Annotated in this window: 13 protein-coding genes and 1 pseudogene; 7 read left to right on the top strand and 7 right to left on the bottom strand. The window is 62.5% G+C overall.

Annotated features, from left to right (window positions below; genetic code table 11):
- The first annotated feature begins 245 nt into the window (after positions 1 to 245).
- Positions 246 to 1,007: an NAD kinase gene (locus VMA74_RS20455; RefSeq protein WP_325370373.1), complete on the top strand. Its 762-nt coding sequence runs from the start codon at positions 246 to 248 to the stop codon at positions 1,005 to 1,007.
- A gap of 117 nt (positions 1,008 to 1,124) precedes the next feature.
- Positions 1,125 to 2,054 (top strand): 5'-nucleotidase, encoded by a 930-nt coding sequence (locus tag VMA74_RS20450; RefSeq protein ID WP_325370371.1) that lies wholly within the window; start codon positions 1,125 to 1,127, stop codon positions 2,052 to 2,054.
- 236 nt (positions 2,055 to 2,290) lie between these two features.
- Here the strand turns inward: VMA74_RS20450 and VMA74_RS20445 are convergent, their stop codons facing one another.
- From VMA74_RS20445 to VMA74_RS20415, 7 genes are all read right to left on the bottom strand, one after another.
- Positions 2,291 to 2,491: a hypothetical protein gene (locus tag VMA74_RS20445; protein ID WP_325370369.1), complete on the bottom strand. Its 201-nt coding sequence runs from the start codon at positions 2,489 to 2,491 to the stop codon at positions 2,291 to 2,293.
- Between the two features lie 370 nt (positions 2,492 to 2,861).
- Positions 2,862 to 3,740 (bottom strand): aldo/keto reductase, encoded by an 879-nt coding sequence (locus VMA74_RS20440; RefSeq protein WP_325370367.1) that lies wholly within the window; start codon positions 3,738 to 3,740, stop codon positions 2,862 to 2,864.
- A gap of 12 nt (positions 3,741 to 3,752) precedes the next feature.
- Positions 3,753 to 5,213 (bottom strand): efflux transporter outer membrane subunit, encoded by a 1,461-nt coding sequence (locus tag VMA74_RS20435; protein ID WP_325370365.1) that lies wholly within the window; start codon positions 5,211 to 5,213, stop codon positions 3,753 to 3,755.
- Positions 5,210 to 8,518, bottom strand: a complete 3,309-nt coding sequence (locus VMA74_RS20430; RefSeq protein WP_325370363.1) for an efflux RND transporter permease subunit — start codon at positions 8,516 to 8,518, stop codon at positions 5,210 to 5,212. Before VMA74_RS20430 ends, VMA74_RS20435 begins: the two co-directional genes overlap by 4 nt.
- 121 nt (positions 8,519 to 8,639) lie before the next feature.
- Positions 8,640 to 11,747, bottom strand: coding sequence for an efflux RND transporter permease subunit (locus VMA74_RS20425; protein ID WP_325370362.1), 3,108 nt, complete (start codon positions 11,745 to 11,747; stop codon positions 8,640 to 8,642).
- Positions 11,748 to 11,765: 18 nt separating this feature from the next.
- Positions 11,766 to 13,037, bottom strand: coding sequence for an efflux RND transporter periplasmic adaptor subunit (locus tag VMA74_RS20420; RefSeq protein WP_325370361.1), 1,272 nt, complete (start codon positions 13,035 to 13,037; stop codon positions 11,766 to 11,768).
- A 406-nt stretch (positions 13,038 to 13,443) separates the two neighbouring features.
- Complete coding sequence (locus tag VMA74_RS20415; protein WP_325370359.1) at positions 13,444 to 14,319, bottom strand: DMT family transporter; 876 nt, start codon at positions 14,317 to 14,319, stop codon at positions 13,444 to 13,446.
- A gap of 333 nt (positions 14,320 to 14,652) precedes the next feature.
- Here VMA74_RS20415 and VMA74_RS20410 point away from each other — a divergent pair, with 333 nt between their 5' ends.
- The 5 genes and pseudogenes from VMA74_RS20410 to VMA74_RS20390 form a co-directional block, all read left to right on the top strand.
- On the top strand, positions 14,653 to 15,798 hold the full coding sequence (locus VMA74_RS20410) for a hypothetical protein (protein WP_325370358.1): 1,146 nt from the start codon (positions 14,653 to 14,655) through the stop codon (positions 15,796 to 15,798).
- Positions 15,799 to 16,079: 281 nt separating this feature from the next.
- The gene (locus VMA74_RS20405; RefSeq protein ID WP_325370356.1) at positions 16,080 to 17,249 is read left to right on the top strand and encodes an acyl-CoA dehydrogenase family protein; all 1,170 of its coding nucleotides are present in this window, start codon (positions 16,080 to 16,082) and stop codon (positions 17,247 to 17,249) included.
- A 103-nt stretch (positions 17,250 to 17,352) separates the two neighbouring features.
- Entirely contained in the window at positions 17,353 to 17,904 is a 552-nt protein-coding gene (locus VMA74_RS20400) for a GNAT family N-acetyltransferase (RefSeq protein WP_325370355.1), read from the top strand.
- A gap of 105 nt (positions 17,905 to 18,009) precedes the next feature.
- Complete coding sequence (locus tag VMA74_RS20395) at positions 18,010 to 18,507, top strand: hypothetical protein (protein WP_325370354.1); 498 nt, start codon at positions 18,010 to 18,012, stop codon at positions 18,505 to 18,507.
- Positions 18,508 to 18,521: 14 nt separating this feature from the next.
- Positions 18,522 to 19,097: pseudogene (locus tag VMA74_RS20390) on the top strand (MFS transporter); the annotation flags it as partial.

Genomic DNA, 19,097 nt, shown 5'->3' with positions numbered 1-19,097 from the left:
GGCGCAATTGGCGCAGGTGCCGGTGGGGTGAAGAACGTCAGTCGGGAATCGTAAATCGTCAGGAGCGGCTGCCGGCAAGGCGCGGCATACCGCTCGTATGAATTACGCCTTACGATCCCAACCCACGCGGGAATCGTAAATCGGGAATAGGGAAGGGCGGAACCTGTCAGGCTTGTGGGACTCCGCTCTTAACTATTGACGATTGACGATTTACGATTCCCGCTCATTACAGATGGACCTACACCATGCGATTTGCGTTTGTCGCCAGCGAAACCAACGTTGCCCAGCAAGCGCGCCGCAAACTCGTGGACCGCTACGGCGACGTGCCTGTCACCGATGCGGAGGTGATCGTAGCGCTCGGCGGCGATGGTTTCATGTTGCGCACCTTGCATGCGCACCGCGCCATCGGCGTGCCGGTGTACGGCATGAAGCTGGGCCGCGTCGGCTTTCTGATGAACAAGCACAACCTCGACGAGCTGCCGGAACGCATCACGCGTGCGCACGCCGCCGAGCTGTTTCCCTTGGAGATGGAGGCGATCGACGGCGACGGCCAGACGCGCCGGGCGCTTGCCTTCAACGAGGTGTCCTTGCTACGCCAGACCAACCAGGCCGCGCATGTCGAAGTGAAGCTCAACGGCATCGTGAAGCTGCCCAACCTGATCTGCGACGGCATCCTGGTGTCCACGCCGGCCGGATCCACGGCGTACAACCTTTCCGCGCACGGCCCGATCCTGCCGCTGGATGCCAATGTGCTGGCGCTGACGCCGATCAGCCCGTTCCGTCCTCGCCGCTGGCGTGGCGCGATCCTGCCGCATCGCACGCTGGTAAGCCTGCGCGTGCTCGACCCTGGTAAGCGCCCGGTCAGCGCCACCGCCGATTTTCTGGAAGTGCGCAACGTACGTTCGGTGGACGTGCACCAGTCGCGCGAGCAGGGTGTACGGTTGCTGTTCGATCCGGAGCACAACCTCGAACAGCGTATTCTCGACGAGCAATTTGCCGCCGACTGACGTAGGTTGGGGTGAGCGCATGCGAACCCCAACATCTCTTGCAGCACGACGTGCATGGCAACGTTGGGGTTCGCATACGCTCACCCCAACCTACGGGTTTGCGGTAGATTGACGCTTATGACGCGTCCCACCAAAACTGCCCACGATCTCGGCGCCACCGGCGACAACAGACTCGTCGTCGCCATTTCATCGCGGGCGCTGTTCGACCTCGGTGACAGCCATGCCTTGTTCGAGCGCGAAGGGCTGGACGCCTACCGCGGCTACCAGATCGAACACGAGGAAGAAATCCTGCAGCCCGGCGTGGCCTTTCCGTTGGTGCAGAAGCTGCTGGGCCTCAACCGATTGGCGGGCGACGTGCCGCCGGTCGAGGTGATCTTGCTGTCACGCAACTCCGGGGATACCGGCCTGCGCATTTTCAATTCCATCCAGCATTACGGGCTAGAGATCAGCCGCGCCGCATTTACCAGCGGTGCGCCGACGTCCGATTACATCGCGCCATTCAAGGCCGACCTGTTCCTGTCAGCCAATGCCGAAGACGTCGGCCGTGCGCTGAAGGCTGGCGTCGCCGCCGCCACCATCCTGCCTTCCACTGCGCCGCCGCGCGCCAGCGAGCAGCTGCGCATTGCGTTCGATGGCGATGCGGTGATCTTCGGGGATGAAGGCGAACGCGTATCGCGCGAGGAAGGGCTGGAGGCGTTCCACCGCAGCGAGACCGAACTGGCGGAACAACCTTTGTCGGTGGGGCCGTTTCGCGGTTTTCTCACCGCCGTACATCGCTTGCAGGCGGCGTTTCCCGCCGAGAATTCACCGATCCGTACCGCCCTGGTCACTGCGCGCTCTGCGCCGGCGCACAAGCGCGTTATTCTTACCTTGCGCCGCTGGGGTGTGCGTATCGACGAAGCGTTGTTTCTCGGAGGACGCGACAAAGGTCCATTCCTGGACGCGTTTGGTGCAGATATTTTTTTCGATGATTCACCGTCGAACGTGGAATCGGCGCGCAAGCATGTGGCAACGGGGCACGTGCCACATGGTGTGAGCAATCCTTAAAGGCTTGCGTCGATCTGATTCAAAGCGCGTCGTCATTCCGGTGAACGCCGAGGCGCTTTACAATAGCGAAACGGGTCAATCCAGTTTTAATACGTCGTGCAAAGCACACGAAACCTTTCTGTTGCGCGCTGCGCGCGTCCATTCTTCACTGGACTCCGGCGTTCATCGGAGCCACGAGATTGGATTTCCGGCGGTTGAAGCATTCCTGGGTTCGGAAGATAACCCTCTGTCTTCGGTTATCCACCGGGGACGATGTATGTAAGCTCTGAAAGCTCAATCGAGCGATCCTTGAAATTCATATCAGTGTAGTTAAATCTTCCGGCAAAAACCGACTTGAAATAGACCTTTGTAAATGATGTTCCCAGGTTTTGGGTTTCAATGACATATACTTTTCCAGGTACCAAACTCTTAAGGCTTTCTTCTGTGTAGGTTGCCATGATTGCGTCCTCAAGATGGCAAGGTGGGCTCTACTGTTGTTTAGCTGATTACGGCCGAGTGTCGATTGACATTAGGATAGGCATGTTGCGCACTGCTACTGCCTGTGTGCGTCCGCCGCCAAGGATCGCGACGCCCACGCTTCCAGCCTGAAGTGACATCTCACTAGCTGCTTCACGCCAGAGGGTGATCGATCTATGACCTGCTACGCGCGGCTATGCGAAACGCGAAAGAGCAGGTCACCGATGAAGCGCTAAATTCCCGTTCGCTATACGCCCACATGCGTAAAGATGAGATCATCGGCATGTCATTTTTTTTTCACGAGCCCGCTCGATTTCATGTCCGTTGCTGCTCGGGCAGGTGATGGCGTCATCAAGGCACCGAGTGGCCTTTGCTTGCCGTCCAGATGGCGTACCAGTCCTCAGTATCCAGTTGGACGCTCAGCGCTGCCACGGCGTCGCGCAAGCCTTCGATGCGGCCTGTTCCGGTAATCGGATAAGGCTGCGACGGATGTCGTAGCACCCACGCAAAGGCGAGCGTGGTCAGCGAAACGCCGTGGTGTGCAGCGATCGCGGCCATTTCTGTGCGTGCCCGCAGCGCCTGCACATCGTCGCCGGTAAATAGACGTCCACCTGCCAGCGGCGACCAGATCATCGGGCGCAGGCCCAGTTGCTGGGCCTGATCGAGCGTGCCATCGTCCAGCGCGCTCATTTGCAGTGGCGACAGTTCCAATTGGTTGGTAAACAGTGGATGCTGCTGGTGCAGCAGCGCAAACTGGCTGGTACTGTGATTGGAAACACCCCAGCGCGCGACTTTGCCCTCGCGCGTGAGCGTGGCGAAGGTTTCCGCCAGCGCGACAGCATCCATCAGGTAATCGGGACGGTGGATCAGCACCAAATCCAGCTGTTCCGTGTGCAGATTACGCAGCGACTGCTCGACCTGCGCCCTGACGTACGCGGCGCCGGTATCGTAATAGTTGATGCGATAGGGCTTTTGCGACGAGCGCAGACGAATGCCGCATTTGGTGACCAGCTGCATGCGGCTGCGCAAACCCGGCGCTGCCCGCAGCGCTTCGCCAAATAGCGCTTCAGCGCGGTAATCGCCGTAGATATCCGCATGGTCGAAGGTGGTGATGCCAAGTTCCAGCGCTTGCTCGATCCAGCGGACGCGCTCGGGCACGCTCAATTGCCATTCGGTGATGCGCCAGAGGCCGGCAACGACGGGCGAGAGTTCGAAACGGTCAGCGGGCATGCGGGTACCGGATTAGCGGTGGATGGTTGAGGCTTTCTGCGCGGCGTCGAGCTGATCGGCCGACCAGCCGCCACCCATGTCGCCAATCAACGATATCGTATCGAGCAGGCGTTGCTGCATGATGCTCAGCGCACCCTGCTGCGCGCTCAGTTGCGTGGCCTGCGCGGTGGCGGCAGTGGTGTAGTCCACAGTGCCGGCCTGGTATTCGTTGAGCGCAATCTGTGCGCCCTGCGAGGCATCGCGCACGACCGCATCTTGCACTTCGGCTTGTTGCCCGAGGATGCGCAGGTTCGACAGGTCGTCTTCCACATCCTGCAAGGCGGTCAGCACCGTGCCGCGGTAATTGGCCACGGCCGCTTCGTAGGACGCCTTGGCGGCGGCCACCTGGCCATGGCGTGCGCCAAAGTCGAACACGGTTTCACTGGCATCGGCGCCCAGCGACCACACGTGGTTGGCGATGTGCAGCAGGCCGGCCAGGGGCGCCTGCGAAAAACCGTCGGCGGCCGACAAGCTGACATCAGGATAGTAGGCGGCGACCGCCACTCCGATCGCGGCGTTTTGCGCCGCCATCTGGCGCTCGGCCACGGCGATGTCGGGGCGGCGCTGCAGCAAGGTGGAGGGCATCACCACCGGAACGGTTGGCAGAGTTGGCAGGCTGGTGCCATGGGGAATGTCCAGCTCTTCCGGTGTCTTGCCGACCAGCACGGCAATGGCATGCATGTACTGCGCGCGCGCCACGCCCAAGGCGATCAGGCTGGATTTGGCGCTTTCCAGCTGCGTGCGCGCGGTGATCACGTCCGAAGGCGCGGTGGTGCCGGCAATGCCCTGGTTTTCCACCACGCGCAGGGATTCGGTGTAGGCATCCACGGTTTTCTGCAACAGGTCGATATCGGCATCGGTGATGCGTAGCTCGACCACCGCGTTTGCCAGTGCGATCTGCTCGGACAGGGTGGCGTTGGCAAGCGTCGCCTGGCTGGCCTGCGCCGTCGCCTTGTTTTCCTGCACTTGGCGGCGCACCTTGCCCCACAGGTCGGGCGCCCAGCTTGCACTCCCTTCCAGCGAGCCGGACGTGCTCACCGCACGCCGCGAAGAAATCGTGCCAAGCGTGTTGCTGCTCGTGCTGCGCTGCTTGGTGGCCGAGCCGGTGATGCCAAGGGTTGGAAACAAGGCGGCTCGCGCCACCTGCACGTTGGCCAGGGCTTCCTGGTAGTTGGCATATTGCTGCTGCACGGTCTGGTTGGAGACCGACACCATCGGCTCCAGTTGATTGAGCAGCGGATCGTTGAACGCCGTCCACCAATCGCCTTTGGGCGACGCATCCGCTTCCGGCGAGGCGGCGGTCCAGCCGGGCAGTTCCTTGTATTGCGCGGGCATCGGCAGCTGCGGACGGTGATAGTCCGGACCGACCATGCAGCCGCCCAGCACGATCGCCAGTGATGTCACAAGAGCTGTATGCAAAGTCTTCATGTTCATGCACTCACGTCCGATCGATTCCACGGCAGGGTGGCTGACCAACGGGCCAGTCTTGCGCGCAGTCGATCAAGGTAGAGATAGATCACCGGCGTCGTGTACAGGGTGAACACCTGGCTCAGAACCAGGCCGCCCATCACCGTGATACCGAGCGGCTGGCGCAACGAGGCGCCTTGTCCGATGCCGGCGGCCAGCGGCACCGCACCGAGCACGGCGGCCGCGGTGGTCATCATGATCGGGCGCAAGCGCACCACGGCGGCATCGTGGATCGCCTTGACCGGTTCGTAACCCAGGTCGCGCTGCAGATGGATCGCCACGTCGATCATCATGATGGCGTTTTTCTTCACGATGCCGATCAGGAGGATGATGCCGATCATCGCGATCACCGAGAACGGCGTACCGAAGATCAGCAGCGCCAGCACCGCGCCGATGCCTGCCGAGGGCAGGGTGGAGAGAATGGTGATCGGGTGCACCGTGTTTTCGTAGAGCATACCCAGCACGATGTACACCGCACCCAGCGCCGCAAGAATCAGCAGCGGCATGGTCGACATCGATTGCGAGTACACCTGCGCCGCGCCGGCGGTGGCGCCGTGAATCGACGCCGGCATGCCGATCGCCTGCATGGCCTGCTGGATGGCCACCAGCGCATTGCCCAGCGAGCCGCCGGGCGGCAGGTTGAACGAAATGGTGCCGGCTACCAGCCCGCTCTGGTGGTTCACCTGGGTGGCGGTGTGATTGCTGGTGTAGCTCAGCATGGCCGGGAACGGCACCATGGTTTCCGCCGCGGTACTGTCGGCGCTGCCGCTGGAGGTGCCGCCCTTGGAATTGGAGATGGCGTTGGTGAGCTGGTTCGCTTGTGCATTGGCGTTGAGCGAATTGGTGCTCGACGTGGAACTTGCCGAGTTGCTTATTGCGGAATAGCCCGGCACGCCCTTGATCGTGCTGGACGACATCTGGGTCTGCTGCGTGCCGGTGGGATTGCCGGCCGCCTTGCTGAAGTACATGCGATCGAGCATCTGCGGGTATTGCCAGTATTTCGGCGCGACTTCCATTACCACGAAGTATTGGTTCAGCTCGTTGTAGACGGTGGACACGGTGCGCTGGCCGAACGCGTCGTACAGCACGGCGTCGATCTGGTTCGGCGCGAAGCCGTAGCGCCCCATGGTGGCGCGGTCGAAGTTGATGTACGTCTGCAAGCCGTTCTGCTGCAAGTCCGAATTCACGTCCTGTAACTGGCTGCGGTAGTTGCCGAGTTCGGTGATCAGCTTGGGCACCCACGTATACAAGGCGTTGGGGTCGTCGCTGGTCAAGGTGTACTGGTACTCGGACGCGGACTGCCGGCCGCCGATGTGCAGGTCCTGCGCCGCCTGCAGGAACAGCTTTGCGCCTGAAATCGCATTGAGCTTCGGGCGCAGGCGATCGACCACCTGCGCGGCGGAGAGCTTGCGTTCGGCCAAGGGTTTCAGCTCCACGAACAGGTTCGCGCTATTCAGCGCGCGGCCGCCGGTAAAGCCGGCCACCGAGGCGACGGCCGGATCCTTCTGCACGATCGATTGCAGCTGTGCCAGCTTTTTTTCCATCGCCTGGAAGGAAATGCTCTGGTCGGCAATGATCTGGCCGATCAGGATGCCGTTGTCCTGTTCTGGAAAGAACGTCGACGGCAGCAGCTTGAACAGGAACACGTTGAGCACGAGCAGGCCGATCAAGGTGAGGCCGACCAGCCATGCATGATCGAGCACTGCGGTGAGCGAGCGCGAATAGCCGCGCTTGAAGCGCTCGAACTGCTTTTCGTACCACACCGCCCAGCGCGCCTTGGAATGCATCGCTGCACCCGGCCGCAGTAGGTAGGCCGCCATGGTGGGCGTCACCGTCAGCGAGATCACCATCGACAGCAGGATGGCGATCGACAGCGTCACTGCAAACTCGTGGAACAGCAGGCCGATGATGCCGGGCATCAAGAGGATCGGCAGGAACACCGCGATCAGCGACAGGCTCATCGAGATCACCGTGAAGCCGACCTCGTCGCTGCCTTTGAGCGCCGCCTCGCGCACGTCCATGCCTTCTTCCACGTGGCGCACGATGTTTTCCAGCACCACCACCGCATCGTCGACCACGAAGCCGGTGCCGATGGTGAGCGCCATCAGCGAGAGGTTGTCGATGCTATAGCCCAACAGGTACATCGGCCCGAAGGTGCCGACGATCGAAAGCGGCAGCGCCACCGAGGGAATCAGCGTCGCCCGCGGCGATTGCAGAAACACGAACACCACGCCAATCACCAGCAGTACGGCGATGAACAGCGAGCGCTCGGTATCGCCCACGGCCGCGTTGACCGACACCGAGCGATCGATCGCGACACCGACCTTGATGCTGCTGGGCAGGGTGGCTTCGATCGACGGCAGCACCTTGCGAATCTGCGCCACGGTCTTGACGATATTGCTGCCGGGGATGGGATACACGATCACCAGCACCGCGGGCTTGCCGTTGTACAGGCCCATGTTGCGGATGTTCTCCGCCGAATCCTCCACGTCAGCCACGTCGCGCAGCTGCACCGGCGAGCCGTTGCGGTAGGCGATGATCAGGTCGCGATACGGCGCGGCCTTGTTGATCTGGTCGTTGGAGGTGACTTCGTAGCGCAGGCCATCCTGGTCGATATGGCCCTTGGCGCTGTTGGCATTGGCGGCGCTGATCGCCGCACGCACGTCCTCCAGGCCGATGCCGTAACTGTTCAACTTGTCCGGCTCCAGCTCCACGCGCACCGATGGCAGGGCGCTGCCGCCCAGCGTGATCTGGCCCACGCCGTCCACCTGCGACAGCTGCTGCTGGATCACCGAATCGGCCGAGTCGTAAAGCTGCGCGCGCGTCAGCGTGTCGGAGGTGAGCGCCAGCACCATGATCGGCGAATCGGCGGGGTTGTATTCGCGGTAGCTGGGGTTGTTGCGCAGTGTGCTCGGCAAGTCGGCGCGCGCTGCCTGGATCGCCGCCTGCACATCGCGCGCGGCGCCGTTGATGTCGCGATTGAGCCCGAATTGCACCACGATCCGCGCCGAGCCGACGGTGCTGGTGGAAGTCATCTCGTTGACGTCGGCGATGGCACCCAGGCGTTTTTCCAGCGGCTCGGCCACGGTGGAAGCCATGATGTCCGGGCTCGCGCCGGCCATGTTGGCCTGCACCACGATCACCGGGAAGGCGATGTTCGGCAGCGGCGCCACCGGCAAACGGAAGTACGCCAGGCTGCCGGAAATCAGGATGGCGATCGCCAGCAAGGTGGTGGCGACGGGGCGGCGGATGAAGAGAGCGGGGATGTTCATGCCACATCTCCCGCGGCAGCCACGTAGGTTGGGGTGCCAACCCCAACCTCGCCATGTCGATCAGGGTAACCATGTTGGGGTATGCACCCCAATCCACCCAAGGCACGCGAGGCGATCGTGCTCACGGCGTACTATCCCCCGCCGCCAGCGACGGCTTGCGATTGAATCGCCGCGCCAAGCGATCGAAGAACAGGTAGATCACCGGCGTAGTGAACAAGGTCAGCAACTGGCTGAGCGTCAAGCCACCGATGATCGCCAGGCCCAACGGACGGCGCAGCTCCGAACCGGTGCCGGTGCCGAGCAGCATCGGCAGCGCGCCCAGCATCGCCGCCAGCGTGGTCATCAGGATCGGGCGGAAACGCAGCAGCGAGGCTTCGAAGATCGCATCCGCCGGCGGCTTGCCGTGATCGCGTTCGGCTTCGAGGGCGAAGTCCACGATCATGATGGCGTTCTTCTTCACGATGCCGATCAACAGCACGATGCCGATGATGCCGATGATGTCCAGGTCGGCGCCAGCGATCATCAGCGAGAGCAGCGCGCCGATGCCGGCCGAAGGCAGCGTCGACAGGATCGTCACCGGATGGATGAAGCTTTCGTACAGCACGCCCAGCACGATATAGACCGCCACCAGCGCGGCGATCAGCAGGTATACCTCGCTGGACAGCGAATCCTGGAACGCCTGCGCGGCGCCCTGGAACGATGAGGTTATCGACGGCGGCAGGTGCACCGCCTGCTCGGCCTGGTTGATTTCCTGCACCGCCTTGCTTAGCGATGCATCTTTGGCCAGGTTGAAGGAGATGGTCACCGACGGGAACTGCGCGAGATGGCTGATCACCAGCGGCGACTTGGTCACTTCGATTTTCGCGATCGCCTTCAGCGGCACCTGGCCGCTGCTGGCGGTCTGGCTGGGCAGATACAGATCGCCTAGCGATTGCAGGGTCGGCAGCTTCTCCGGCTTGGCGACCAGGATCACGCGGTACTGGTTCGACTGGTTGAAGATGGTCGACACGATGCGCTGGCCGAGTGCGTCGTACAACGCATTGTCGATGGTTGCTGCGGTAATGCCGAAGCGCGCCGCCAATTGGCGGTTCACATTCACGTTGACGCTCAGGCCTTCGTTGTTCAGGTCGCTGGTCACGTCGGTGATCGAGGTGATCTGCTTCATGCGCTCGATCAGCGCCGGTACGTATTGCTGGAACGCCTGCTGGCTCGGCCCGCGCAGCACGAACTGGTACTGGTTCGGCGACACGGTGGTATCCAGCGTGAGGTCCTGCTCCGGCTGCAGATACAGCTTGATGCCAGGCACGTGCGCGACTTCTTCCTGGATGCGCCGCGCGATCTCGGCAGCGGTTTGCGGGCGATCGTCGCGCGGCTTCAGGTTGATCAGGAAGCGGCCGTTGTTGAGCGTGGTATTGGTGCCGTCGATGCCCACGTAGGACGTGAGGTTGGTGACGTCTTGGTCTTTCAGGATGGCTTCGGCCAGCTGCGCCTGGCGATCCACCATGGTGCTGTAGGACACGGAGTTGTCGGCGACGCTGATGCCTTGCAGTACGCCCACGTCCTGCACCGGGAACAGACCCTTGGGTATCACCACGTACAGCAGTACCGTGATCGCCATGGTCACCACGAAGGTGACCAGCGTGGCGGTCTGGTGATTCATCACGAAGCGCAGCCCGCGCTCGTACGCATGCAGCAGCTTGTTGAACAAGCCCTCGCTGATCCGTTCGAAGCGGCTCGGATGGCGCTCGGCCTGCGCCCGCAGGATGCGCGCGCACAGCATCGGCACCAGGGTGAGCGAGACCACGGCGGAAATCACGATGGTGACGGCGAGCGTCACGGCGAATTCGCTGAACAGCCGCCCGATCACGCCACCCATGAAAAGCAGCGGAATCAGCACCGCGATCAGCGACACGGTCAGCGACAGAATGGTGAAGCCGATCTGCCCGGCGCCGATCAATGCCGCGTTCAACGGCGTTTCCCCTTCTTCCAGATAACGCACGATGTTCTCGATCATCACGATCGAGTCGTCCACTACGAAGCCGGTGGCGATGATCAGCGCCATCAGCGAGAGGTTGTCGATGGAATAGTTGAGCTGGTACATCATCGCCAGCGTGCCGATCAGCGACACCGGCACGGAAATGCTGGGGATGATGGTGGCCGGCAGGTTGCGCAGGAATACGAAGATCACCAGCACCACCAGCATCACCGCCAGCACCAGCTCGAACGCCGCATCGGCCACCGAGGCACGGATCTCGCCAGTGCTGTCGTTGACGATGGCCACGTGCATGCCGGCGGGCAGGGTGGATTCCAGTTGCGGCAGTATGCGCTTGATCTGGTCGACCGTGGCGATCACGTTCGCGCCGGGCTGGCGCTGCACGTTGAGAATGATCGCCGGCGTGGTGTTGTACCAGGCGCCTTGCTCGGTGTTCTGCGCGGACTGTGTCACGCGCGCGACATCGCGCAGGTACACCGGTGCGCCGTTCTGGTAGGAGACGACGGTGTTGAGGTAATCCTTCGGATCCTGGATCTGGTCGTTGCCGTTGATGGTGTAGTCCAGTTCCGGCCCGTCGAAATTGCCTTTCGGCTGGCTCACGTTGACGTTGGCCAGCAGTGAGCGCAGGTCGTCGATGTTGAGACCATAGGCGGCGAGCTTCTGCGGATCGGCTTCCACCCGCACCGCCGGCACGTTGCCGCCGGACGGGGTTACCAGGCCCACGCCGGATACTTCGGAAATCTTGGTGCCCAGGCGATTGTTCGCCACGTCCTGAAGCTGCGGCAGCGACATCGATTTGGAGGTGACCGCCAGCGTCAGCACCGGCTGGTCGGCCGGATTCACCTTCGCATACGTCGGTGGCGCGGGCAGGCCGCTGGGCAGCAGGCTGTTGGCGGCGTTGATCGCCTCTTGCACGTTCTGCTCGGCCACGTCGAGGTTGAGCGAGAGATCGAACTGCAAGGTGATGACCGATGCGCCGGCCGAACTGCTCGACGTCATCTGCTGCAAGCCGGGGATTTCGCCGAGCTGCACTTCCAGCGGCGCGGTGACCGTGGTGGCCATTACCGACGGGCTTGCGCCGGGATAAAAGGTCTGGATCTGGATGGTCGGATAGTCGACGCTGGGCAGCGACGACACCGGCAGAAAGCGCATCGCAACCAGGCCCACCAGCACCAGCGCGATCATAAGCAACGACGTCGCGACCGGCCTGAGTACGAACAGGCGTGAGATATTCATCGGATCACACGCTGCCCGTCACGACGCGGACGACGTCGTGCCGCCATCTGCACTGGCATGGTGTTTTCTTCGTCCTTGTCCATGCGCGGCACCGGCCGACGATGCAGACGCCGGCGTGCCCGCGCTGCCCGCTGCGGCGGGGTGCGCCTGCGCAACGCGAATCTTCGCGCCGTCGCTCAGGCGGTCGGTGCCGTCGGTCACCACGGTCTGCCCGGCGGAAAGCCCGGACAGGATCGCCGTGTATTGGCCGTTGCTCGGTCCCAGCGTCACCTTGTGCACCGACGCCGTATCGTCGGCATTCACCAGGAAAACGTAATCGCCGGGTGCGCCGGTCTGCACGGCGGGCGTGGGTACCAGCACCGCGTTGTGCAGTGTGTCCACCAGCAACTGCACGTTGACGAATTCGTTGGGATACAGCTTTTCGTCGTCGTTGGGGAAGCTCGCGCGCAGCGTGACGGTGCCGGTGCTGGTGGCCATCTGGTTGCTGATGGCGTACAACGTGCCGGTGGCAAGCTGCTTGCTGTTGTCGCTGTTGTAGAGCGTCACCGGCAGCTTGGCGCCGCCGTTGATGCGATCGAGCACCTTGCCCAGCGAGTTCTGCGGCACGGTGAACTGCACGGTGGTGGGTTTCATGGTGGTGATCACCACGATGCCGGTCGAGCTGGACGGCGTGACGTAGTTGCCAGGATCGACCAGGCGCAGGCCCACGCGGCCATCGACCGGTGCGGTGATGTGGCAATAGGCCAGGTCGAGATCGAATTGCGCGATATTGGCCCTGTCCGCCTTCACGGCCGCTTCAGATTGTTCGACCAGGAATTTCTGGTCCATGTACGTCTGTTGGGCGATCGATTTCTTCTGGTAGAGCTGCGTGTAGCGCGCAAGATCGGTGCGTGCCTGGTCGAGCGTGGCCTGGTCCTTTGCCAATTGCGCTTCGGCCTGCTGCTTGCTGATCTGGTACTGGCGCGGATCGATCTGGGCCAGGAATTGCCCTTTCTTCACATCCTGGCCTTCCTGATAACCCACCTCGGTGAGATAGCCGCTCAATTGCGGCAGCACCGTGACGGTGGCCACCGGCGTGACCGTGCCGAGCGAGTTGATGATTTCAGGCATGTCGCCAAGCTTGGCGGTGGCTACGCTGACCACCTGAGCCGGCATGCCTTTGTGCTGCGCCGGACGATTGAGCAAATGGAAAATAACCACGCCGATGACCGCAACGGCGATCGCCACGCCGAGCCACAGGCCGCGCTTGCGGGGCGAGTGTCCGGCTGTTCGCGGAGTATCCGCACTCATAACCATCTCCAGATACCGGCCCCTGACTGAGCAAGAGCGCCTCGGTTTTTAAAATCTTTAAACGTGGGCTGCCAACGCTTTAGGCAGCAGTTGTCCGTCTGCGCGACGGTCGGATTGTTCCTTAACGGCTCGCCGCTTGCATGGTTGACGCCACCTGGCGCCATCCCATTTCCCAAGCAGTGAATTAACCCATTGGCCTACTTGGACAAACATGTCATCTGGGGGTTTTGGCGAGTTCCATATTGTGATAGCAAGCGTCATCAGCATGTGCCTCGCATGTGCTCGCAGCAACATAGTCCCGATGCCTTAGGCAGGACTTAGCCGGGACAGGGGTAATCCTTCCCCGTTATCTGTGCGCACGGCCATACAGGCGTTTGCACCCCGGCCCACGAACGTTCGATGCGCGTCAAACGATCTTCTGCCGCCGCCACCACGGCGTGACCTTCTCTTCGCGCACCAGGGTGAACAGGCCTGCGCCAAGAATCATCACGATGCCGATAAGCATCGGCCAATCGAGCTTGTCACCAAACAACCAATAGCCAAGCACGATCGCCCACAGCATCTGGCTGTACTGCGTGGGCGCCACGCGGTTGGCGGGTGCGATCAAGGTGGCATACATCAGCAGCACGCCCGCCAATGCCGCGAGCAGGCCGTAGCCAGCCAGCAAACCCCACTCGCGCAGGTTAGGCCAGCGAAAATGCGCCAGCATCATCAAGCCGCCGATGATCAGCGGACCGACCACGCCGGCGCCGTAAAGACTGATGCGCTTTTCGTGCGGCCCGGCCATGCGCAGCGCCACCACCGATGCCGCGGCGAAGAGGCCGCAGACCAACCCGGCAATGTCGCCAACTCCCAATGCGCGAAAGCCGGGCCGCAGCACCACCAGCACGCCGGCAAAACCGATCATCACCGCGGACCAGCGGCGCCAACCGACATGTTCCTTCAGGAAGATCACCGAAAGGATGGTCACGAAGATCGGCATCAGGAAGATCATCGTGAACACCTCGGCCATGGGCAGCAAGGTGAACGCGGTCACCGAAGCGATATTGCCGACAGCGCCCGCGGCTGCGCGTACCCACCACAGGGAAGGGCGCTGCGCCGTCACCACATCGCGCCAGCGATCCCCTTTCTTCATGATGAACGGGAGCGCCAAGAGACCGAAAACGGCGCCAAAGAACACCGATTCATAAGGCGGTATCGAACCGTGCAACGACTTTACGAACGCATCGCTGATCGCGTACGCCGCGAAGCTGGCGAAACCTAGAAGGATACCTTTGACCATGCGGATTCCGGGATTGCAGCAGGGCGGATATCGCATGCGACCGATGGCCCTGCGGACGTCCTGGTTCCGCATCGGCCGGGCGCAAGAAACCCTGCATGTGGCAGGTGCAGCATACCTTGGAAGGTGGGAATGACAAGGCTGTGGGAGTTGCCCTGATTCGTTGCGCATGGGTGCACCTACGCGCTTTCAGGGCAGCGACGGGTACTGCCTGACAGGCAGGCTGCCGAGGATGTTCCAGGACGCCGCTGCGCGTGCGTGCTGCAACGCTCCCTCGACTCTTTGAAAGGATTACGCCCCATGTTTCATGGACGATCGCAAACCTGCGCCTTCGTCATGTTGATCATCGCAATGGCCTCGTTCAGCGCATCGGTCCGTGCGGTGGAGGTATCCGACCACTGGAACATCAACGGCGCGGTGCGCATGCGAGTCGACCATGACGGTGCTCGCGGTATCCGCAAATTCGGCATCGATACCGTCATGCTGGGCGCAAAGTACACCTCCGACAGCTGGATCGGCGCGGCCAACTATCGTTTCTATGGCAAGGATTATCCGTACCAGTACACGCGGCACTTCGGCGACATCAGCTTTTTCGATGCGGCCTGGGTGGGTTACCGCTTCGATCCGCAGCGGCACATCGAGCTAGGCCTGAATCAGGTGCCGTTCGGCGTGCAGTCCCTGTTCGGCGACACCTTCTACGAAAGCCTGGGCAATGCCGTTGCGTTGGAAGACCTGTCCGAAGTCGGTGTCAAATACGTGCAGGACATCGACGGTTGGAACCTGCAGACCGGCTATTACGCGCGTCCGGCGTGGCCGGGGCATGGCACCAGCCGCGGCAGCACGTATTCCATCGTGGTCACGCCCGCCGATCCGTGGGTGGAAGGTGGTACCCGCAACGTGGAGCGCAACCTGCTCGCCGGACGCCTTGCGCATCAGCTCCAGACCGGCCATTGGAAGGGCGAGGCAGGCGCATCGCTGCTTACCTCCACCTTGCACAACCAGGACACCCGGCGCGATGGCCGTCGCCTCGTCTACGGCCTGCACTATGCCGGCAACAACGGCCCTTGGGGATTGAAGCTGCAGTACGCGCGTCAGCTCATGACGCCAAAAAATCCGGACGGCAGTCAGGTGGTGACCGTCGGCGGCTACGACGGCACCTACAACATCGCCACGCGCGGCAATCTTTATTCCGTAAACGGCAGCTATGCGTTGGGTGGCAGCTATCTGGGCGGATGGGTGAAAGACATCACGCTCTATTCCAACTACAGCCTTTACCAGAAAGCCAGCCCGCAGTTCCGCAATACGGAACGCTGGATCACCGGCGCGTCGTTCTCGCTGAAATTCCTGGCGGTGTATGTGGAGTGGCTGGAAGGCCGCAACGATCCTTACATCGGCGGCAGCGACTATGCGCAAAGTCTGGGTGCCGGTGGAATGAATCGTTGGCGTGGCCAGTTGTACATGAATATCGGTTACTACTTTTGATAGTGCGCGGATGCGGGGGCGATGACGCTGTCGGGACGATCCCGCTACAGCGCGAATCGATCGGATGGCAGGCCCCTTTTTCCGACGGCCCCGAAGGGGTGGGAAAGCGAATCACTCGGCGACTTTGAGGCGCCTGGAAGGCGCTGGACCCCGGCGTCCGCCGGGGTGACGATGGGGTATTGCCAATCCATGGCGCCCAATTGGGTGCTGCACCCCGGCATGACCGGTCTCCGCCCCCACGGCTACAATGTAGGGCTTCCCCGACCGTTTCCGGATTCCCTATGGCAGCCCGCTTGAACCCGCTCGATCTGTATGACGTCCGTTCCCTGCTCAGCGATGAAGAGCGCATGGTGCAGGACACCGTCGGCCGGTTCGTTGATGAACGGGTGCTGCCCATCATTGGCGACTGCTTCGACCAGGGGCGTTTTCCCAGCGAGCTGATTCCGGAAATCGCCAGCCTAGGCCTGCTCGGTGCCACCATTCCCGAGAAATACGGCTGCGCCGGCATGAACGGCGTCAGCTATGGCCTGATCTGCCAGGAACTGGAGCGCGGCGATTCGGGCTTGCGCAGCTTCGCGTCGGTGCAGAGTTCGCTGTGCATGTACCCGATCTACGCCTATGGGAACGAAGAACAGAAGATGCAGTACCTGCCGAAGATGGCAGCGGGCGACATCATCGGCTGCTTCGGCCTGACCGAACCGCATGGCGGTTCCGACCCGGCCAACATGAAGACCAATGCCAAGAAGGACGGCGGCGATTGGGTCATCAATGGCGCCAAGATGTGGATCACCAACGGCAACCTGGCACACATCGCCATCGTGTGGGCGCAGACCGAAGACGGCATCCAAGGCTTCATCGTGCCCACCGATGCCAAGGGTTTCACCGCGCAGGAAGTGCACAAGAAAATGAGCCTGCGCGCATCAGTGACGTCCGCGCTGTTCTTCGACAACGTGCGCGTGCCTGATACGCAGCGCCTGCCGAACGTGAAAGGCCTGAAGGGGCCGCTCGGCTGCCTCACGCAGGCGCGCTACGGCATCACCTGGGGTCCGATCGGCGCCGCGCAGGCCTGCCTGAAGGAAGTGCTCGATTACACGCAGGAACGCGTGCTGTTCGGCCGTCCGCTGGCGGCGAACCAGGCGATTCAACTGAAGCTTGCCGACATGGGCCGCCGCATCACCATGGCGCAGTTGCTCTCGCTGCAGCTCGGCCGCCTGAAGGATGCCGGCAAGATGGAACCCACCCAGGTCTCGTTGGCGAAGTGGAACAACGTGCGCATGGCGATCGACATCGCGCGCGAATGCCGCGACATGCTCGGCGGCGCCGGCATCACCGTGGAGCACTCGGCCATCCGCCATGCCTTGAACCTGGAATCGGTGATTACCTATGAAGGCACCGAGACGGTGCACCAGCTGGTGGTCGGCCGCGAGCTGACCGGCATCAACGCGTTCTAAACGTACAGCTTGATCCTGCCCGGCCGTCATGCCCGCGAAAGCGCCTTCGCATTTGCGGCATGACGGAACAGAGGCGTATCGCGACAGCTTTCGGGAGCCCACCGTGTCGAGCCACGACGTCCGCATCATCGAAACCGAGCGCCTGATCCTGCGTCCGCCGATTCGCGAGGATTTCGACGCGTACGCGCGCAACATGGCCGATGCCGAAGCAGCGCATTTCATCGGCGGCGTGCAATCGCGGGCGCTGGCGTGGCGCGGTTTTCTCTCGCTGGCGGGCGCCTGGATGATCCAGGGCTACTCGATGTTTTCGGTCATCGAAAAATCCACCGGGCGCTGGATCGGGCGGCTTGGCCCCTGGTACCCGGAAGGCTGGCCCGGCACCGAAGTGGGCTGGGGCCTGGTACGCGAGGCATGGGGCAAAGGCTATGCCTACGAGGGCGCTGCCGCGGCCACGGATTGGGCGTTTGCCCATCTGGGCTGGTCCGATGTCATCCACTCCATCAACGCCGACAATCATCCGTCGCTGGCGCTGGCCAGGCGCCTCGGTTCCCGCTTTCTGCGCCATGCCAGCTTGCCGCAGCCCTACCAGGACATCACCGTGGAAATCTGGGGCCAAACGCGCGAGGAGTGGTTGCAAAGGCAAGGGGCGCGTTGAAGCGCAAGCCATGATCGTGAGCAAGCTCGGTCTGCCATCCGTCATCGCCTGTCCGCATTGGCACGCCGCGCATGCATCGCGCTCGAACGCCGGAATGCACTGCCCATGATGCAACTCAGCTCAGCCTTGCGTGACGTCATTGCCGCCAGCGTGCCGCAGCTGCATGCGCATTGCCGCGACGCATGGGCAGTGATTGGCAGCGCGGCGGCTGCGCTGCTCGGCGCGGACGTGCAGGCCGCCGACCTGGATCTGTTGACCAGCGTCGCGGATGCGCAACGTCTGATCGAGCTGTGGCCGTCGCGTTTGGACACCGCTTACATACCCGCCGGCGCCGACCGCTTTCGCTCGCGCTTCGCACGCTTCCACTTTCCCGGCATGCCGCTGGAAGTCATGGGCGGTCTTGAACTGCACGGTTCCGACGGCTGGCAAGCCGTGCGCGTGAACCATGTCATGCACGTGAATGTCGCGGGCATCGACGTACCCATTCCGGTACGCGATGAACAAATCCGCATCCTTGAAAGCTTCGGCCGCGCCAAAGACCTTGCGCGGGCCGACATGTTGCGCGCGCTGCAACAGCATGGCGCGCCAGACCGGTCATCATAGAGAACCTCGCCATCATGTCCTCCACGCCTATCGCCGCCCGCCACAAGGGCTTCAACCGCGCCGAGATCGTCGACCACAACTTCATCGAGTTCGTGCAGCATTGGCAGGGCCAGGTACGCGCCCGGCCGCACGATAGCGACTCCGTTCTGCCGGGCAGCGCGCTGGACGCGCGCGGCTTTCGCGAACTGCTGGAATCGCAGCTGATCTCGCGCCACCTCGACCTGATGGCGCGCGTGCTGCGCGTGCAGAACAAAGTGTTCTACACCATCGGCAGTTCCGGCCATGAAGGCAATGCGATGGTGGCGCGGCTCACGCGCCATACCGATCCGGCGTTCCTGCATTACCGATCCGGCGGCTTCATGGCCGAGCGCTTTCGCAAATTGCCGGGCATGGACCCGGTGATGGATTCGGCGCTGTCCTTCGCCGCCAGCAAGGAAGACCCCGCTTCCGGCGGCCGCCACAAGGTGTGGGGCAGCAAGCCGCTGTGGGTGTTGCCGCAAACCTCCACCATCGCCTCGCACTTGCCCAAGGCCTTGGGCACCGCGATCGCCATCGAGCAGGCGCGCCGCATCGGGCATGCCTTGCCGATT

It is taken from the genome of Dyella sp. (assembly GCF_035508675.1).
GTDB lineage: Bacteria > Pseudomonadota > Gammaproteobacteria > Xanthomonadales > Rhodanobacteraceae > Dyella_B.
Note: the sequence above shows the minus strand (reverse complement) of the source record. Positions and strands in the feature narration are given on the sequence as shown.

Coding starts and splice junctions, on each gene's coding strand:
- VMA74_RS20455 (WP_325370373.1), top strand. CDS start 246: ATGCGATTTGCGTTTGTCGCCAGCGAAACCAACGTTGCCCAGCAAGCG.
- VMA74_RS20450 (WP_325370371.1), top strand. CDS start 1,125: ATGACGCGTCCCACCAAAACTGCCCACGATCTCGGCGCCACCGGCGAC.
- VMA74_RS20445 (WP_325370369.1), bottom strand. CDS start 2,491: ATGGCAACCTACACAGAAGAAAGCCTTAAGAGTTTGGTACCTGGAAAA.
- VMA74_RS20440 (WP_325370367.1), bottom strand. CDS start 3,740: ATGCCCGCTGACCGTTTCGAACTCTCGCCCGTCGTTGCCGGCCTCTGG.
- VMA74_RS20435 (WP_325370365.1), bottom strand. CDS start 5,213: ATGAACATGAAGACTTTGCATACAGCTCTTGTGACATCACTGGCGATC.
- VMA74_RS20430 (WP_325370363.1), bottom strand. CDS start 8,518: ATGAACATCCCCGCTCTCTTCATCCGCCGCCCCGTCGCCACCACCTTG.
- VMA74_RS20425 (WP_325370362.1), bottom strand. CDS start 11,747: ATGAATATCTCACGCCTGTTCGTACTCAGGCCGGTCGCGACGTCGTTG.
- VMA74_RS20420 (WP_325370361.1), bottom strand. CDS start 13,037: ATGAGTGCGGATACTCCGCGAACAGCCGGACACTCGCCCCGCAAGCGC.
- VMA74_RS20415 (WP_325370359.1), bottom strand. CDS start 14,319: ATGGTCAAAGGTATCCTTCTAGGTTTCGCCAGCTTCGCGGCGTACGCG.
- VMA74_RS20410 (WP_325370358.1), top strand. CDS start 14,653: ATGTTGATCATCGCAATGGCCTCGTTCAGCGCATCGGTCCGTGCGGTG.
- VMA74_RS20405 (WP_325370356.1), top strand. CDS start 16,080: ATGGCAGCCCGCTTGAACCCGCTCGATCTGTATGACGTCCGTTCCCTG.
- VMA74_RS20395 (WP_325370354.1), top strand. CDS start 18,010: ATGATGCAACTCAGCTCAGCCTTGCGTGACGTCATTGCCGCCAGCGTG.